The sequence below is a fragment of the Marinospirillum sp. genome, assembly GCF_014859565.1.
In genome coordinates, this window is sequence record NZ_JACUUA010000001.1 from 37,943 (window position 1) to 55,006 (window position 17,064).

The 17,064-nt window shown below is 51.5% G+C and carries 16 protein-coding genes and 1 other RNA gene; 10 read left to right on the forward strand and 7 right to left on the reverse strand.

Annotated elements, in window-relative coordinates; all coding sequences use genetic code 11:
• Window positions 1-6: 6 nt before the first annotated feature.
• Genes ubiH through IBX50_RS00190 form a run of 3 tightly spaced genes read right to left on the reverse strand, consistent with a single transcriptional unit; the run spans window position 7 to window position 3,212 of the window.
• Window positions 7-1,239: a 2-octaprenyl-6-methoxyphenyl hydroxylase gene (gene ubiH / locus IBX50_RS00180; RefSeq protein WP_292252432.1), complete on the reverse strand. Its 1,233-nt coding sequence runs from the start codon at window positions 1,237-1,239 to the stop codon at window positions 7-9.
• A complete protein-coding gene (gene pepP, locus IBX50_RS00185) occupies window positions 1,226-2,590 on the reverse strand; it encodes a Xaa-Pro aminopeptidase (protein ID WP_292252433.1) in 1,365 nt (454 codons plus the stop codon). Before pepP ends, ubiH begins: the two co-directional genes overlap by 14 nt.
• A gap of 22 nt (window positions 2,591-2,612) precedes the next feature.
• Window positions 2,613-3,212 (reverse strand): UPF0149 family protein, encoded by a 600-nt coding sequence (locus IBX50_RS00190; RefSeq protein ID WP_292252434.1) that lies wholly within the window; start codon window positions 3,210-3,212, stop codon window positions 2,613-2,615.
• A gap of 138 nt (window positions 3,213-3,350) precedes the next feature.
• Between IBX50_RS00190 and IBX50_RS00195 the strand changes: the two genes are divergently transcribed.
• The 3 genes from IBX50_RS00195 to IBX50_RS00205 all read left to right on the forward strand — a co-directional run bounded on the left by IBX50_RS00195 (window position 3,351) and on the right by IBX50_RS00205 (window position 4,516).
• Window positions 3,351-3,668, forward strand: a complete 318-nt coding sequence (locus tag IBX50_RS00195) for a cell division protein ZapA (RefSeq protein WP_292252435.1) — start codon at window positions 3,351-3,353, stop codon at window positions 3,666-3,668.
• A 26-nt stretch (window positions 3,669-3,694) separates the two neighbouring features.
• A non-coding RNA gene (gene ssrS / locus IBX50_RS00200) (6S RNA) lies at window positions 3,695-3,877 on the forward strand.
• Window positions 3,878-3,892: 15 nt separating this feature from the next.
• Window positions 3,893-4,516, forward strand: a complete 624-nt coding sequence (locus IBX50_RS00205; protein WP_292252436.1) for a 5-formyltetrahydrofolate cyclo-ligase — start codon at window positions 3,893-3,895, stop codon at window positions 4,514-4,516.
• Window positions 4,517-4,751: 235 nt separating this feature from the next.
• Here IBX50_RS00205 and ilvA read toward each other — a convergent pair whose 3' ends face one another.
• A complete protein-coding gene (ilvA, locus tag IBX50_RS00210) occupies window positions 4,752-6,266 on the reverse strand; it encodes a threonine ammonia-lyase, biosynthetic (protein WP_292252437.1) in 1,515 nt (504 codons plus the stop codon).
• Window positions 6,267-6,409: 143 nt separating this feature from the next.
• Between ilvA and rpiA the strand changes: the two genes are divergently transcribed.
• Window positions 6,410-7,117 carry a ribose-5-phosphate isomerase RpiA gene (gene rpiA / locus IBX50_RS00215; protein ID WP_292252438.1) on the forward strand — a complete coding sequence of 236 codons (708 nt, stop codon included), beginning with the start codon at window positions 6,410-6,412 and terminating at the stop codon, window positions 7,115-7,117.
• The gene (locus IBX50_RS00220; protein WP_292252439.1) at window positions 7,114-7,701 is read left to right on the forward strand and encodes a glutathione S-transferase N-terminal domain-containing protein; all 588 of its coding nucleotides are present in this window, start codon (window positions 7,114-7,116) and stop codon (window positions 7,699-7,701) included. The genes rpiA and IBX50_RS00220 overlap by 4 nt, the downstream gene beginning before the upstream one ends.
• Window positions 7,702-7,703: 2 nt before the next feature.
• On the opposite strand, the gene waaA is transcribed toward IBX50_RS00220, so the two are convergent.
• The 3 genes from waaA to IBX50_RS00235 are packed head-to-tail and all read right to left on the reverse strand — an operon-like array spanning window position 7,704 to window position 11,506.
• Window positions 7,704-8,957 (reverse strand): lipid IV(A) 3-deoxy-D-manno-octulosonic acid transferase, encoded by a 1,254-nt coding sequence (waaA, locus tag IBX50_RS00225; RefSeq protein ID WP_292252440.1) that lies wholly within the window; start codon window positions 8,955-8,957, stop codon window positions 7,704-7,706.
• Between the two features lie 17 nt (window positions 8,958-8,974).
• Window positions 8,975-10,396, reverse strand: a complete 1,422-nt coding sequence (hldE, locus tag IBX50_RS00230; RefSeq protein ID WP_292252441.1) for a bifunctional D-glycero-beta-D-manno-heptose-7-phosphate kinase/D-glycero-beta-D-manno-heptose 1-phosphate adenylyltransferase HldE — start codon at window positions 10,394-10,396, stop codon at window positions 8,975-8,977.
• A 3-nt stretch (window positions 10,397-10,399) separates the two neighbouring features.
• A complete protein-coding gene (locus IBX50_RS00235) occupies window positions 10,400-11,506 on the reverse strand; it encodes a glycosyltransferase family 9 protein (RefSeq protein ID WP_292252442.1) in 1,107 nt (368 codons plus the stop codon).
• On the opposite strand from IBX50_RS00235, the gene IBX50_RS00240 reads away from it, so the two are divergent.
• From IBX50_RS00240 to gmhB, 5 genes are all read left to right on the forward strand, one after another.
• On the forward strand, window positions 11,478-12,251 hold the full coding sequence (locus IBX50_RS00240) for a 3-deoxy-D-manno-octulosonic acid kinase (RefSeq protein ID WP_292252443.1): 774 nt from the start codon (window positions 11,478-11,480) through the stop codon (window positions 12,249-12,251). The two genes, IBX50_RS00235 and IBX50_RS00240, sit on opposite strands and share 29 nt — an antisense overlap.
• 84 nt (window positions 12,252-12,335) lie before the next feature.
• On the forward strand, window positions 12,336-13,382 hold the full coding sequence (locus tag IBX50_RS00245; RefSeq protein ID WP_292252444.1) for a glycosyltransferase family 4 protein: 1,047 nt from the start codon (window positions 12,336-12,338) through the stop codon (window positions 13,380-13,382).
• Between the two features lie 54 nt (window positions 13,383-13,436).
• On the forward strand, window positions 13,437-14,396 hold the full coding sequence (glyQ, locus tag IBX50_RS00250; protein ID WP_292252445.1) for a glycine--tRNA ligase subunit alpha: 960 nt from the start codon (window positions 13,437-13,439) through the stop codon (window positions 14,394-14,396).
• Entirely contained in the window at window positions 14,396-16,462 is a 2,067-nt protein-coding gene (gene glyS, locus IBX50_RS00255) for a glycine--tRNA ligase subunit beta (protein ID WP_292252510.1), read from the forward strand. The genes glyQ and glyS overlap by 1 nt, the downstream gene beginning before the upstream one ends.
• Before the next feature lie 48 nt (window positions 16,463-16,510).
• On the forward strand, window positions 16,511-17,059 hold the full coding sequence (gene gmhB / locus IBX50_RS00260; RefSeq protein ID WP_292252446.1) for a D-glycero-beta-D-manno-heptose 1,7-bisphosphate 7-phosphatase: 549 nt from the start codon (window positions 16,511-16,513) through the stop codon (window positions 17,057-17,059).
• Window positions 17,060-17,064 lie beyond the last annotated feature (5 nt).

Below are 17,064 nucleotides of genomic sequence, written 5' to 3' on the forward strand. Positions count from 1 at the left end.
GGTTTATTACAAACCCATGGCTTTGTTTGCCAGCCAACGACGCGCCGGCTTCAGCAGATTAAGACCAATCAATCCCCCGGCACGGACATGACCCAGTAGCGGTAGATTATTGGCAAAAAGAGCGATCAGACCATGGCTGAAACCTATCACCCCATCCTGATCACCCAAGCGTTGAGATTGCCAGTGCTCCAGCGTCTGCAAATCACCGGGGTGAAATGTTTTTCCTGCAACCACGGCTTCTGTGGCGGATGCATCCAGTGAGCGAGCCAGAGAAACCACACCCCGTATGGCCAGGTTATAACCCTGCCCGGCAACCGGATGCAGATAATGGGCAGCATTACCCATCACCACCAGATTACGGCGAACCTGCTCACAGGCACGTACTTTTTTTAATGGATAGGTAAAGCGTTCACCCACCTTCTGGAAACGACCAGCGCGTTTACCAAAACTCTGCTGGATACGCTGCAAAAACTCACTGTCGGACAGTGCCGCATCAGCGGCTGCCTGCTGTCCGGGACGTGTCCAGACCAATGCCATGTCTTGTCCTGAAAGCGGCAGAAGCGCCATGGGACCATCCGCGGCAAAACGCTCATACGCCCAGCCATGGTGAGGCCGCGACATGCGAACATTGGCAATCAGCGCACTTTGTTCATAATCATGAACCTGATCAGCAATACCCAGCTGTTCTTTCAGTCCCGAGCGACCACCATCCGCAACGACCACCAGCCTTGCCTTGAGTTGTAACGGTTCACCGTTCACCTCACCCTCCAGCACGGCAACATCTGGATTCGGGAAGTTGATTTTTGTGACCTTTGCCGGTGCCAGTATCCGGGTGCTCTGAGCCTTTTGCAGGCCTTGCCATAACACCCGACCCAACCAAACATTGGGTACCACATAACCCAGAGCCTCGACCTGCTGTTCCTGATGATCCAGGTGCGTGGAACCCAGAAAGCCCCGATCAGAGACATGTATATGCTGGATGGGATAAACATGCTGCTCCAGCGCTTGCCACAAACCCAGCTGTTCGTAGATCAGCCGTGTGCCCCAGGATAAGGCAGAAGAGCGAGCATCAAAGCTGGGTTGCCACTGGATATCCGGTTGTATTTCGGAGGGAGGGTGGCTTTCGATCAGGCAAACCTGCAAGCCCAGTCGCTGAACCAGAGGTTGTAATGCCAGCGCCAAGCTGGCTCCCACCAGCCCACCACCGATAATTGCAATGTCACACTCATGCTGCTGCATCTGAACCTGCCATCAGGGTTTCGATACCCTCTACTGTTTTCGGAACACCGTCCGTCAGCACTTCACAGCCATCCTCGGTCACCAGGATGTCATCTTCTATTCTGATGCCTATACCGCGCCAGAGTGAATCCACATCCTGTTGATCCGGCGCAATATACAGACCCGGTTCAATGGTGAACGTCATGCCGGGTTGCAGCGGGCGAGCATTACCATCCAGACGATAACGTCCGGCATCATGCACATCCAGACCTAGCCAATGGCTGGTGCCATGCATAAAAAACACCTTAAAAGCTTCAGAGTCAATCAGTTGCTGCACTTCACCTTGTAACAAACCCAGCTCCACTAACCCTTCCACCAGACACCGCACCACGGCCTGATGTATGGATTCCAGATTGGTGCCCGGCCTGACCAGACTGATGGCCAGTTGATTGGCTGATAACACCAGTTGGTAAAGTTGTTTTTGTTGCAGGCTGAATTTGCCGCTGACTGGAAAGGTGCGGGTGATATCCCCGGCATAACCCTGAAACTCGGCTCCGGCATCAATCAGCACCAGATCTCCGGCCTGTAGTTGATCCCGATTCTCAACATAATGCAGTACACAGGCATTATCACCAGAACCGACAATACTGCCGTAGGCCGGTGGACAGGCTGCCTGCAGCATAAACGTATGTTCCAGTTCGGCCTGCAGTTGAAACTCGAACAGGCCGGGTCGACACACCTGCATGGCTCGGCAATGTGCCACCGCAGAAATACGAGCGGCCTCACGCAGCAGGGTGATTTCTTCCGGCTGTTTGATCAGGCGCATCTCTCCCAGCAGACTGCTCAGATCTACCAGTCGGTCCGGCAGGCTGGCTCCACGCTTTTGTAAACGTCGCACCTGCTGACGCCAATGCAGATAACGGGAATACAATGCCTCATCCTCCAGCGGCATCCAGACCTCTGTCACCTCCGCCAGTAGCGGCGACAGGATTTTATCCAGTTCATTAAAAGCATAAGCCTGATCAAAACCCAGTTGCTGCACCGCGGCTTCCTGCCCAAGACGAATACCCGTCCAGGTTTCCTGTTGTTTATCTTTTGGCTGACTGAACAGCAGGCTCTGAGAAGTATGGTGAGACTTTTTAATCACCAACAGGGCATCCGGCTCCACAAAACCGGTCAGATACCAGAAATCACTGGACTGACGGAAGGGGTATTCTGTGTCACGGCTTCGAGTCACCAGACTGGCTGATGGCAGAATCACCAGCGCCTGATCAGGCAGACTGTCCAGCAGGCGATTGCGGCGACTGATGAATGACTCAACAGGCAAAGGCTTTACTGTTGAGGTGGACAAGGCTGAAGATGAAACTTTCATCGCGACTCCGGACAAACAGAAGTTAATGAAGATTGGTGGGCTTTTTTGGGTTCTCAACCTGCGGCATACCTGGATGCAGCTCGGTATAAATCAGCATGGCAACCATCCGTACAAACTCCTGCAAGGCAATCAGATCCTTTTCATTGTCTTCATCCGTATGAAGTGTGGTACGGCCTGCTTCAGTCACAATTTTCTGCAGATCATCCAGCCCTTCCTGTGCTTCTTCAGACAACTCCATGTTTTCCAGATCAGCTGCTTTGAGTGATTTCAGAAAACCCTGAATCCATTTGACCAATGCAGAAAAACGCTCTTCCAGTTCATATAGGTCATCAGGCAGCAGCGGTTCAAAATCCAGACTGCCAGCACTGAGCGCCTCCAGCACCTGATCCAGTAGATCCAGTGCCAGTTGACGATCATCCCCTTCCAGCACTGATTGATCACTGCCCAGTAATTGACCGAACAATAACAACCACTGCTCTCTGGGCAGGCGCTGTTGACCACAAAGCTGGCCGGTTAATACACCATGAAACAAGGAGGGTGACTGAAAACACCGATGGCGCAAGCACAGGTCAGCCAAGCCATCAAAATCAACAACTTGGTTTTTAGCAACATCAGAACTCATTCAATTCTCTCAAAAATTTCAAGTGATTTAGCATGGATATAAAAAAGCAAGAATTTGGTGACTTTCAGGACAATTGACCCGCCCCAAGGGTCGATCTATAGTAGCCGCTTGCTTTTAAAAGGCTCTGGAGCCAAGTGCATGAGCAGTGACAAGAATACCACTGAAATCACTCTGCTGGATCGCAAATATCTGATTGCCTGCCCAGCAGGAGAACAGGATGGACTGCTGCGCTCAGCACAGTATCTGAACCGCAAGATGCAGGAAATCCGTCAGACTGGCAAGGTACTGAGCCTGGAGCGTATGGCTATCATGGCAGCATTAAATATCACCCATGACATGCTCAGCCGTGAAGCTGCAGGCCAGGGCAGTGAAACGCAGGTTGCCCGCGTGAATTCCCGCATGGACAAAGTCCTGCAAGAACTGGACGCTATGATCGGGTCACGAAAAGTCCCCTGACTTCTCTTTTGTTTGATAAACTGAACCTAACCCTGGGGTGTTGGCCAGTTGTCCACGTCCTCGAGCCTATGCTTTACTTCTGGAAAGCTTCTTGCTTTTGCCCGTGTGCAAGTCCACCTTAAGTGGAAAGCCTTAGGTAAAACAGTCGCTTCCACCTTGAACTTTAGGGTTCAAGGGCCACGGATAACAGCGGCACTCCCGGGGCTCCATCCCTCTTTTTGATCATGACTGACTCAACCCTCAATCAACGCCGACTTCTTCGCCAGACACTTCGTGCCAAACGTCGCCGTCTTTCTGCTGCCGCCCAGAAACAGGCCGCTCGGCAATTATGCCGCCAGATTCGCCAGCAGCCCTGGTTTCTCCGTTGCCGCCGTATTGCTGTCTATCTGGCAAATGATGGTGAAATCAGCCCGGATCAACTGGTCTGCATGGCAAAAAAAATGGGCAAGCAGATTTACCTTCCTGTTCTGCATCCCGCACACAAAGGCCGTTTATGGTTTGTCCGTTATCAAGCATCCACACCGATGCAAAAAAATCGTTTTGGTATCGCTGAACCAACCTTGAAAGGTTATGGCCATTTAAAAGGTTATCGTTGTCCAGCCAGCTTATTGGATCTGGTCTTGATGCCTTTGGTCGGATTTACAGCCAGGGGGGAAAGATTAGGAATGGGGGGAGGATTTTACGATCGTACTTTTGAGCAAAACTCAGCCGGCTTTCATCGTCCACTGCTGATTGGTCTGGCTCATGAGTGCCAGAGGGTTGAACATCTGCCGGTTGCCGACTGGGATGTCCCTCTGGCGGGCATTCTGACACCCTTGCATCTGTATCAGGTCAACAAAACACTTTGAGCATAGGTTGTTACCAATAAACCCAGCACAAATAACATGACCAGCAAGAGCATCAGATCAGGTTTCTTTTTCACTTTTTTGCTCCTTTGCACCATCTCCCTGTTAGCCTCAAGCAGGGTAGATAACCTTGGAATCGCAAGGCTGCGCTAATTTATTCTTTTTGTCAGGCTATAACAAGCAAGGTATCAATGGATTATGTTATTTCCTGCATTCTTTTGCGATCAGCACAGAAGCCTTAACGCAGAAACAGTGTGTAGGCTGGGTTATCCGTTTCGCGCCAGTAACGGTAACTGATTTTATCCAGGTATTCTTCAACACGTGATCGATCGCCATTTGGTACTTGCAGACCCACCAGCACTCGACCGTAAGCTGCACCATGATTGCGATAGTGGAACAGCGAGATATTCCAGTCATGACCCAGATGGTTCAAAAAGTTCAGCAGTGCTCCGGGACGTTCCGGGAATTCAAAACGATACACTTCCTCATTACCAGCCGGAGTGCGTCCGCCACCCAGATGGCGAATATGCAGCTTGGCCAGCTCGTTGTCGGTCAGATCCACCACCGGATAATCTGCTTCCTGCAGGGCATGAATTAGTTCTTCGCGATCTTCTTCACCTGGCTTGACCTGTATTCCCACATAAATCTGCGCCTGTTCTGGATCCGCATAACGGTAGTTGAACTCGGTCACCATCCGCCTGCGGCCAATGATTTTGCAGAAATTCTTGAAACTGCCGGGGCGCTCGGGGATTCCTACTGCCAGAATCGCTTCACGTTTTTCACCCAGCTCGGTACGCTCGGCAATATGCTGCAAACGATCAAAATTAGTGTTGGCGCCCGAGTTGATACAAATCAGTGTGGAGTCGGTAATGCCGGTTTCTTCGACATACTTCTTTAAACCGGCCAATGAGAGTGCACCGGAGGGTTCTGCTACACCACGAGTGTCTTCAAAAATGTCTTTGACTGCTGCACACATTTCATCGGTGGAAATAGTGATGACCTGATCCACATAATCCTTGCAGATTTTGAAGGGCTCTTTGCCAATTTGTGCTACAGCAACACCCTCGGCAAAAATCCCCACCTGCTCCAGCACCACACGTCGGCCTGCTTCCATGGCTGCCTTAAGGCAAGCTGAGTCTTCCGCTTCCACACCAATAATCTTGATATCCGGGCGCAGGTATTTAACGTAAGCGGCGACACCGGCAATTAAACCACCACCACCCACAGGTACAAAAATGGCATGGATAGGGTCAGGATGCTGATGCAGGATTTCCATACCAATGGTGCCCTGCCCGGCAATCACATCCGGATCATCATAGGGCGGCACATAGGTGAAACCCTGTTCGGCCACCAGCTCCAGCGCATGCTCCAGCGCTTCACCAAAAGCATCACCTTTCAAAATAACTCGTGCGCCCCTGGCGCGGACTGCCTGTACCTTGATATCCGGCGTAATACGCGGCATGACTATGATAGCTTTGACCCCCATTACTTTTGCCGCCATCGCCAGACCTTGGGCATGATTCCCCGCTGATGCGGCAATCACACCCTTGTCTTTTTCTGCCTGGGTCAGCTGAGCCATCTTGTTGTAGGCACCCCGGATCTTGAAAGAATAAACCGGCTGCAAATCCTCGCGTTTAATCCACACCTGATTATTCAGACGTTTGGACATAAAACGGGCTTCCGACAGGGGGGTTTCCAGCGCCACGTCATAAACACGCGCCTGGAGAATTTTTTTGACGTAATGCTCAAGCATGATGGGGTTTTGTCCGAGGGCAGCAAAAGAATTAAAAATAACAATGACTCATTGTGGCGTTTTGCTGCGGCTGCGTCCAGTCGTAGACCGGCAGCTGAGTTGTTATACTGATTGGATAGCCTATAGACCAGCCAGGAAAGATCATGACCCAGAACGAACTGAAACAAGCCGTAGCCAAAGCCGCCCTGGAAGAAATTCGTAATCAACTCTACAAGGACAGTATTATTGGCATAGGTACCGGTTCCACAGCCAACTGTTTTATTGATGAGCTGGCCAAGCTGAAACATGACTTTGATGGTGCCGTGGCCAGCTCTGAAGCCAGTGCTGAACGTTTAAAAGCACATGGCATTCAGGTGTATGACCTGAACAGCTCCGGCATCCTGCCCTTTTATATTGATGGGGCTGATGAAGTGAATGAGCGGCTGCAGATGATTAAAGGTGGTGGTGCAGCGCTGACTCGCGAAAAAATTGTGGCAGCTTGCAGTGAAAAGTTCATTTGTATTGCTGATGAGAGCAAGCTGGTGCCAATACTGGGGGATTTTCCCTTGCCGGTGGAAGTGATTCCAATGGCACGCAGCCATGTCGGGCGTGAACTGGTCAAGCTGGGTGCTGATCCCCAATGGCGTGAAGGTGTAAAAACCGACAACGGCAACCTGATCATCGACTGTTACAACTTTATGCTGGATGACCCGATCAAGCTGGAGACCCTACTCAACAACATCACTGGTGTGGTGTGTAATGGTATTTTTGCACATCGCCCCGCGGATGTATTACTGCTGGGTTGCAGTGGTGGTGTCAAACGCCTGACTACAAGAAACTCCAGCACACCGTCGTTTCAGGAAAAAATATGAAACTCTATTTGAATGCCACCTCACCCTATGCCCGCTTTGTTCGCGTTGTTGCCCTGGAAAAGGGTTTAAAACCAGAACTGGTTTGGGTTGATCCCTGGAGTAATGATCCCGCACTGCTGGCCGTGAATCCGGCATTGCGAGTACCGGCACTGGAAACCGATGCCGGACTTTGCCTGAGTGAGTCGATGTTGATTGCACTGCATCTGGAGCAGGAAGGTGCCACACCACAACTGCTACCAAAAGAAATGCAGGATCAGGTTTTGCAACTGATGGGATGGGGGCAGGGGTTAACCGATGCTGCTTTTAACACAGTGATTGCCCGCAAGCATCAGGGATCAGCAGTTGACCAGAGTGAATTGGGGAAACGGCGACTGGCAGCAATCACTCACACCCTGCAACAACTGGAACATCAGGCTGCAAGGCTGGAGCAGCTGAATCTGGGCAGTTTGCTGGTGGCTGTGGCACTGGATTATTTAAGTTTTCGCCTGCCAGAAATCCAATGGCAAAAACACTACCCGATGCTGGCTGACTGGCAACAAACACTGCTGCAACGGGATAGTTTTAAATCCACGGCTTTTGCTTGAAGTTATACAAACAAACTTTCTGCCAGCTCCAGTTGTTTTGCCAGTGCACCTCGGTTGGATTCAACCACCTTGTAAGCAGCGCTGGTCATGTTTTCCCTGCTGAGTGGATCCTTCAGCAGGGTTAATAACAAAGGCGCTAGTTCAGAAGCTTGCTGAATTTCTTTCATGCCACCGACTTCACGTAACAACTCGGCTATTTCGGCAAAGTTATCCAGATGTGGACCCGTGATCATTGGCACCCCCAGCGCTGCCGGTTCCAGCAGATTATGCCCACCGATTGGCTGCAGGCTACCTGCTACAAAAGCCAGATCAGCTGCGGCATAAAACAGCAGCATTTCACCCAGGGTGTCACAAAGATAAACCTGAGTAGCCGAAGTGACCGGCTGCTGTTGGCTGCGACGCGCCATATTCATGGATTGTTGCTGGATCAGCTCGGCAACCTGATCAAACCGCTGGGGGTGGCGTGGCACCAGTAACAACAAGGCATCAGGATCATCTTTTAACAGTTGCTGGTGGGCTTGCAACAACGGCAAATCCTCACCTTCATGAGTACTGGCAGCGATCCAGACACATTTCCGCTGCCATTCAGCTCGCAGACTGGCTGCTTGTTGTGGCAGGTCAGATGGTGGTTGCAGGTCATACTTGATACTGCCGGTAATCTGCAAACGACTGGCTGGAAAACCCAGCTCGATAAACCGCTCGGCATCCACCGGCGCTTTGGCAGCCACCAGAGTGATGGATTGCAGAGCTTCTGCAATCAGTGGGCGAATCTTTTTATACGCCGTAAAGGCTTTTGCTGACAGGCGGCCATTGGCCAGCATCAGTGGGATACCAGCTTGTTTACAACTGTGAATCAGATTAGGCCACAACTCGGTTTCAAAAATGATGCCCACCAACGGCTTGAGGGTGCGAATAAACCGGGTGGTGTTCCACGGCAGATCCAGTGGCAATAAATAATGCCGGGCATCCGGAAAACGCTGTCTAACCTGCATGGCACCCGTGGCGGTCATGGTGGTCACCACCAGCTGTTTATTCGGGTGGCGCTGCTGTAATTGTTTCAGCAGTGGCTCAGCTGCCAGCACCTCTCCGACCGAGGCACAATGTGCCCAGATCACCGGCTGCTGACAGGGTGAAATATGCCCAGCCCGCTGAGAATCAGACAACTCATTCACCTTCTCACGAGCCAGACGCTTTTTCGCCAGTGGAGCCAGTAACATCAAAAGGCTTGTATATAACAGGCGCGGCAGGGATGACATGGGTTTGATCCGGCTCCTCAATTTTTATCCAAAATTGATCGAACCATGGCGGTAGTGGATACACCATCCACAAAACTTAATACCTTCACTTCACCGCCGGCCTGCAGCACTGTATCTGCACCGGCAATCTCTTCCGGTTTGTAATCACCACCTTTAACCAGCAGATCCGGGATAACTCTGGCAATCAGTTCTGCCGGGGTGTCTTCTTCAAAAGGCACGACCCAATCGACCGACTGTAAACCAGCCAGCACCCGCATCCGCTGATCCAACTGATTAATCGGGCGTGTTGGGCCTTTTAAACGACTGACCGAGGCATCCGAGTTGACTGCAACAATCAAGCGGTCACCCAGCTTACGGGCTTCTTCCAGATAAGCCACATGTCCGGCATGAAGCAGATCAAAACAGCCGTTGGTCATTACCACCTTTTCACCACGTGCCTGAGCAGCCTTCACAGCTTCTATCAGTGTGGTTACCGGCAATACACCATACTCAATTAGTTTTTCACCGTGCAAGGCAGTATAAATTTCCGCCACACTCACGGTGGCTGTACCGGGTTTTGCCACTACCAGTCCGGCAGCCAGGTTTGCCAGCATCATTGCCTCCGGGTAATCATGACCCGAAGCCAGCGCCAAACCCAGTACAGCAATCACTGTGTCACCAGCACCGGTTACATCAAAAATTTCCTGCGCACGAGTCGGCAGGTGAATGGCTGGATGCCCTTCCTGCAACAAGGTCATGCCTTTTTCACTGCGGGTAATCAGCAGGGCTTCCAGTCCCAGTTGCTGCATCAGTGCCTGGCCTTTTTGCTCCAGCTCTGTCTCGTCTGCACAGGCCCCCACAATCAGCTCAAACTCACTGAGGTTAGGTGTTAATACACTGGCACCCTGATAAATGGAAAAGTCCCGTCCTTTGGGATCAACCAGCACTTTTTTTCCGGCGCCACGTGCCCGCTGAATCATCTGCTGTACCTGTGCCAAGCTGCCTTTGGCATAATCAGACAGGATCACCAGATCCGCTTGCTCCAGAGCTTCTTCAAATGCCGACAGCAGTGGCTGACCTGCCTCCAGCTGCTCTTCAAAATCCAGCCGAATCAGTTGCTGATTACGGCTCATGATGCGTAATTTAGTAATGGTCGGGTGGGCAGCAGACTGGTAAAAAAAGGTTTGCACCCCGGACTGGTGCAGCTTGTCCATCAACAGGCGAGCATTGTCATCCTGACCCACCACCCCAGCCAGACTGGCCGCAGCACCCAGACTAACCAGATTGAGCGCGACGTTCGCTGCGCCACCGGGACGATCATCCGTCTGCTGCACTTTGACCACCGGCACCGGTGCTTCCGGGGAAATACGGGAGGTGGCACCTTGCCAGTAACGATCCAGCATCACATCACCCGCCACTAACACCCTGGCTTGTTCAAAGGCGGCCAGATTAATTTTCATCGCTCAGCTCTCCTGTATTCCAAGCGGCTTTTTACTATTCATAATGGCATCCAACCTGGCAATCACATCCTCGGTGCTAATCAACTCCATTGCTGCCGAATCTCTGACTCGCTGCCCCCAGCCCACCTGTTCGGGCTCTTTACCGAGGTACTTTCTGACGGCATCAGGGTAACGATTCACCACCCATTCCTGTCCCAGCCAGGGGCCGGTGCGCTGTGGGTTGGATGTTACATAAAGCCCCAGCGGGGGAGTATTCATTGCCACAGCCATATGAATTGGGCCTGAGTCGGGTGCAATCACCAAGCGGGCATCCCGGATCAACACCAGTAGTGCCTTGAGTGATGTCTGACCCACCGCATTCACCAGCGGCGATTCAGCTGCCGCCGTAATGGCGACCACCATCTCCTGTTCAATCTTGCTGTTGCCACCAGTGATCAGCGTGGTGAGCCCATACGTTTGAAAAGCATAATCCACTACGGCTGCGTAACCTTCAGCCGACCAGTTACGCCAGTTACGCGCACGATTACTGGAGCAGGGGCTCAGCAGCAGATAAGGGGTTGTTTGTGCATTGATCCAGCGAGCGGCTTCTTCTTCAGCCTTGACTGTCACTGGCATATCCCACTCTTTTGCTGGATGGGTGATGCCAAGATATCGAACAAAATCCAAAAAACCTTCACCCACATGAGTTTGCTCATGGGCGGCCAACTGTTCATTTACAAACCAGCCCTGGAAGTCTTTTGCCCGTGCCGGATCAAAACCGATACGTCGTTTTGCCGGAATAAAGCGGGATAACACACTGGCACGCAAGGCTGCCTGCATGTGCAGCAGAGCATCAAAAGGACGACCCTGGCGCTGTTTTAACAGCGTTTTTCTCAGCGCCATCATCCCGGACAACCCGGTCTTTTTGTCATAAACCAGAAACTCAACCCCTTCCAGACCTTCCAGTAAGTTATACTCAGCACGACCTATAACCCAGGTAATATGCATCTGTGGTGCTGCTTTTTGCAGGGCACGGATACTGGGTACCAGATTGCAGACATCACCCAGCGCAGATAAACGCAGGATGCAAATATCGCGCGGGATGACAGCAGAAGAAGACAAAGACGGCATGAGTAATTTCCGGCAGCTGGACGATCAAGGGCGAACCATTCTATATGACACTGATTGTATCCCACAAATCAGCTCAGACTGGTTTGAAATGGCCTTCTGGCAAAAAAACCTGGCGTTAATCGGTGGAGCGCCCGGTCGTGGCACCAGTGTTTTCATTCAAACTCCCGTGGGTGAAGCTGTCTGGCGCCATTACCATCGGGGGGGATTACCCGGCAAGTTTGTTCGTGATTGTTATTTCTGGAACGGCCTGAACAACACCCGTGCCTGGCAGGAAATGCACCTGACCCGTGAGCTGTATGACCGAGGCTTCCCTGTGCCTCAACCTCTGGCTGCTGCAATTCAGAGGCAAGGCTGGTTTTATCGGGCAGATCTGATCACTGCCCGTATCCCTGATGTTGTGCCTCTGGCGGATCTGTTGTTGCAAGCTGACTCAACCAAGCTTCAGTCGGTTTTGCAGCAGGCAGGCAAAATGCTGCAGCCTTTTCATGCTGCCGGGTTGAATCATGTTGATTTAAATCCGCGCAACCTGCTGGTCAATCCTGAAACAGAGCAGGTCTGGTTGATTGATTTTGATCGTTGTCAGCTCTCCCAAGAGCCGGAATCACGACTTGCTACCCAGAACATTGGGCGTTTGCAGCGTGCATTTATCAAGCTGAACCCAACTCAGGCAAAATTATGGCTGCAATGGTTCATGGAAGGTTACTGTAATAGTGGTACAGCAACACCTTTTTGCAAAAAAAACTGATTTCTTCACGGCAAATACTGAAATTTAGTGCGAGACTGAGAAATTGATTATGGCTACCAGAACTCAAAAACAAGGCCGTTGACCATGCGACTGATCCACGTTTGTCTCAGTGATCACTATAATGCCCAGACCCAGCAGACCGAACTGCTGATACGCACACTTGCTGAAAAAAAAATTAAACAGCTGCTGGTATGCCGCAAAAACTCAGTGCTGCATAATAAACTGTCCCACCTGCGTAATCTGCCGATTGTCACCGTCCGATCTCGTTTTTCCGGCCACTTCAGTGTTCCCAAAACGGGATTGGTGCATGCGCACGACCTGCCCGCTGCCGCCTGGGCGCGCTGGCAAAATCGACTAAGGGGCACACCCTGGCTGATGAGCTGGAAACATCCAGATGAAGCGTCCACCAGCCAATTAAGTTCATCAACCCTGAAAAAAGCCCAGGCACTACTGGTTAACTCCCGAGCCGTAGAAATGGCCATGCGCGAAAAAGCCGTGTGTCCAGTCAAACGCATTCCTGATGCCATTATCACGCTGGATACCAATCCAATGAAAATGACCGAGCTGCGCAGCTTTTATCAAGGGCGTTTTGTTATTGGTCACCGTGGGCATATCAGTGCCAAAGGCAATCAACAGCTGCTGATTAAAGCTGCTGAAAACCTGCAGAAAGATTTGCCCAACGTGTTGTTTGTGGTGCTGGGTGAAGGACCGGCTTTCAACAAGTTGAAAAAAAGCTGCGAACAGTTAGAGAACATTGACTTTGCCGGTGAACCGGAACACCCCGGTGATTATTATTCCGTGATGAACATCTATGTTGACCCAGCCAATACCGCTGATTCTTTTACCGGTATATTACAAGCCATGAGTTTCCATATACCCGTCATCACCAGCAAGGTATCTGGTTTTGCTGAACTCATCAGCCATCGCTCCAACGGCCTGCTGTTCAAGAAAAATGATGTGAAATCACTGATCGAAATGATCCGGGTGCTTTACGACAGCTTGCCACTGCGTACCCGCATGACACGTGATGCCCAATCCGAACTGAAAGAAGCCACCGCAGACAAGGTGGCACTTAAACACCTTGCTGTTTATCAAGCGTTGATTCATAGCCTGAAAGCTCAAAAGGGATAAGGTATAATCCCTGCCCATTCATCTCCATTCACCGATGCAAGGGCAGTTTTCACCATGAACTCGTCAACGCCGGACGTTTCAACCTTCCAGGGCCTGATTCTGGCTCTGCAGCAATACTGGGCCAATCAGGGCTGTGTGATCCTCCAGCCGCTGGATATGGAAGTGGGTGCAGGTACTTTCCACCCCGCCACCTTCCTGCGTGCTCTGGGGCCGGAAACCTGGAACTCGGCTTATGTACAGCCTTCCCGTCGCCCCACTGATGGTCGTTACGGTGAAAACCCCAATCGTCTGCAACACTATTACCAGTTTCAAGTGGTGATGAAACCGTCTCCGGCTGACATTCAGGAACGTTACCTTGGCTCGCTGCGGCTGCTGGGTATTGATCCGCTGGTTCATGATATCCGTTTTGTAGAAGACAACTGGGAATCACCCACCCTGGGTGCCTGGGGACTAGGTTGGGAAGTCTGGCTGAATGGTATGGAAGTGACCCAGTTCACCTATTTTCAGCAGGCCGGTGGTATTGAATGTTACCCGGTGACTGGTGAGATCACCTATGGTCTGGAGCGTATTGCCATGTACCTGCAGGGTGTGGACAGTGTGTATGATCTAGTCTGGACACTTGATCCACAAGGTAACCCCGTCACCTATGGCGATGTCTGGCTGCAGAACGAAAAAGAGCAGAGTGCCTACAACTTTGAACAGGCTGATGTAACCGCCTTGTTTAGCTGGTTTGATCAGTGTGAAAAAGAATGCAACAAGCTGCTGGCCGCCGGTTTACCACTGCCTGCTTATGAGCAGGTGCTGAAGGCTTCCCATACTTTTAATCTGCTGGATGCCCGTCATGCTATTTCCGTGACTGAGCGTCAGCGTTTTATTCTGCGTGTACGTACTCTGGCACGGGAAGTGGCTCTGGCTTATTTTAATTCACGTAAGGCGCTGGGATTCCCGCTGGCTCCGGAACAACTGGCTAAAGAAGTACTGGCTCAACTGGCTTCCGAAGAGGAGAAAGCATGATGGCTGCTGCCGACTTATTGATTGAACTGGGTTGTGAAGAGCTGCCACCAACCCTGCTGAAGCCATTATCTGATGCCCTACTGACCAGTCTGACAGAAGGCCTGACCAGTGCCGGTGTGCCTTTTAAAAGTGCAGAAGTTTATGCAACACCTCGGCGACTGGCGGTGCTGGTACACCAACTGGCCAGCCATCAGCCGGATCAGGATATTGAACGTCGCGGTCCGGCAGTCGCTGCTGCTTATAAAGACGGTGTTGCCACCAAAGCACTGGAAGGTTTTGCCCGCTCTTGTGGCGTAGATGTTAGTGCCCTGCAAACTCTGGAAACCGATAAAGGCAGCTGGTTGGTGTATCGCACGGTGCAAGCCGGCCAAAGCACCGCACAACTGTTACCAGAGCTGGTCAGTAAAGCCTTTGCCGGTTTACCGGTTCCCAAGCGGATGCGCTGGGGCGCTTCGCGGATCGAGTTTTCCCGTCCGGTACACTGGTTGGTCATGTTACATGGCACAGAAGTGATCCCTGCCGAAATCATGGGATTAAACGCTGACCGTATTACTTATGGTCACCGCTTCCATGCACCAGAAGCCATTACTCTGCAGCAGCCTGCTGATTATCTGGCTGCGCTGAAAGATGCCCGTGTTATTGCCGCTTTTGCCGAACGCCGTGCCATGATTCAGCAACAGGTATTGGCAGAAGCCACCCGTTTTAAAGGCCAGGCAGTGATTGATGACAACCTGCTGGATGAAGTCACCGGGCTAGTTGAATGGCCGGTAGCGCTCACCGGCAGTTTTGAGGAACGGTTTCTGGAAGTGCCGGATGCCTGTCTGATTTCATCCATGAAAGCCAACCAGAAATACTTCCATCTTGTGGATCAGCAAGGGCGTCTGATGCCTTTGTTTATCACCATTTGCAACATTGAAAGTGCCGATCCTTCAGTGGTCATTCTGGGTAACGAGCGTGTCATTCGTCCCCGCCTTTCGGACGCAGCATTCTTTTTTGAAACCGATAAAAAAACACGTCTCTCCAGCCGCAGCCAGGGTTTAGAAAAGGTGGTGTTCCAGCAACAACTCGGTAGCCTGGCTGATAAAACCCATCGTGTTGCTGCTGTCGCAGTAGCCATTGCAGAGCGTATTGGTGCGGATAAAAGTCATGCTGAGCGAGCTGCGGTACTCAGCAAGTGCGACCTGAATACTGAAATGGTACTGGAGTTTCCCGAACTGCAGGGCATCATGGGTGAAGCCTATGCACTGCATGATGGTGAAAACCCAGAAGTCTGCCGTGCCCTGCGTGAACAGTATTTACCACGCAACGCCAGCGATGAACTGCCTGTTTCCCAAACCGGTATTTGTCTGGCTCTGGCCGATCGACTGGATACCCTCACCGGTATTTTTGGTATCGGTCAGAAACCCACTGGGGTTAAAGATCCTTTTGCCCTGCGCCGTGCTGCACTGGGTGTGTTGAATATTCTGGTTAATCGTCAACTTGACCTGGATCTGAAAGAGCTGATTCAACTAGCTCTGGCACAGCACACCAGCCTGCCCAAAGCCGCAGAAGTGAGCACAGAGCTACTGGACTACATGTTGGATCGTTTCCGTGCCTGGTATCAGGCTCAGGGTATTGCCACAGAAGTGTTTCTGGCTGTTCGTAGTCGTGGTGTCACTCATCCACTGGATTTTGACCGTCGTGTACAAGCCGTTGCTACCTTCAGCAAACTGCCAGAAGCGGCTGCTCTTGCTGCAGCCAACAAACGGGTCAGCAACCTGCTGGGCAAACTGGAAACGCCGGTCGCCGCGAATATCAACAAAGCATTACTGACAGAGGCCGCTGAAGTCACTCTGGCCGAACAGCTGGCCGTGAAAGATATTGATGTGGCGCCATTGTATGCACGGGGTGATTATCAGGCCGCATTAAACTGCCTGGCAGGCTTGCGTGAGCCGGTTGACCAATTCTTTGATCAGGTGATGGTGATGGCGAATGATCCAGCTATTCGCACCAATCGCCTGGCATTGTTAGCTACTTTGCAGACCTTGTTCCTGCATACTGCTGATATTGCCCAATTGCAACACTAAGTATCCGGGGGCATTTGCCCCCTTTTTTGACTTTTCTGTACCTGAACCATGAAAAAAATACTGATTCTGGATCGTGATGGTGTCATCAATGAAGATTCTGATGCCTTTGTAAAAAATGCTGATGAATGGATTCCCATTCCAGGTTCGATTGAGGCCATGGCGGCTTTTTATAAAGCAGGCTGGATTCTTGCGATTGCCACCAATCAGTCCGGGCTGGCTCGTGGCAAATTTTCTGCCGAGGATCTTGATGCACAGCATGAAAAACTACTTCGTTTATTGCACCAGGCCGGTGGTGACGTGCACCATATAGCCTGGTGCCCACATGGGCCGGATGATGGATGTGAATGCCGTAAGCCACGCCCCGGTTTGTTACATCAGATCAGCCTGGCACTGAATCTTGACCTGGATGGAGCTATTATGGTCGGTGACAGTCTCAGAGATCTTCAGGCTGGTCAGGCTGTAGGTTGCAAGGCAGTACTAGTTAGGACGGGTAAAGGTAAAAAAACCCTGGCTGCTGGTGAAGGTCTGGAGCAGGTAACCGTTGTGGATAATCTGGCACAACTGGCCAGTGAATTACTTGATCAAGCAGTGATTTAACGTGA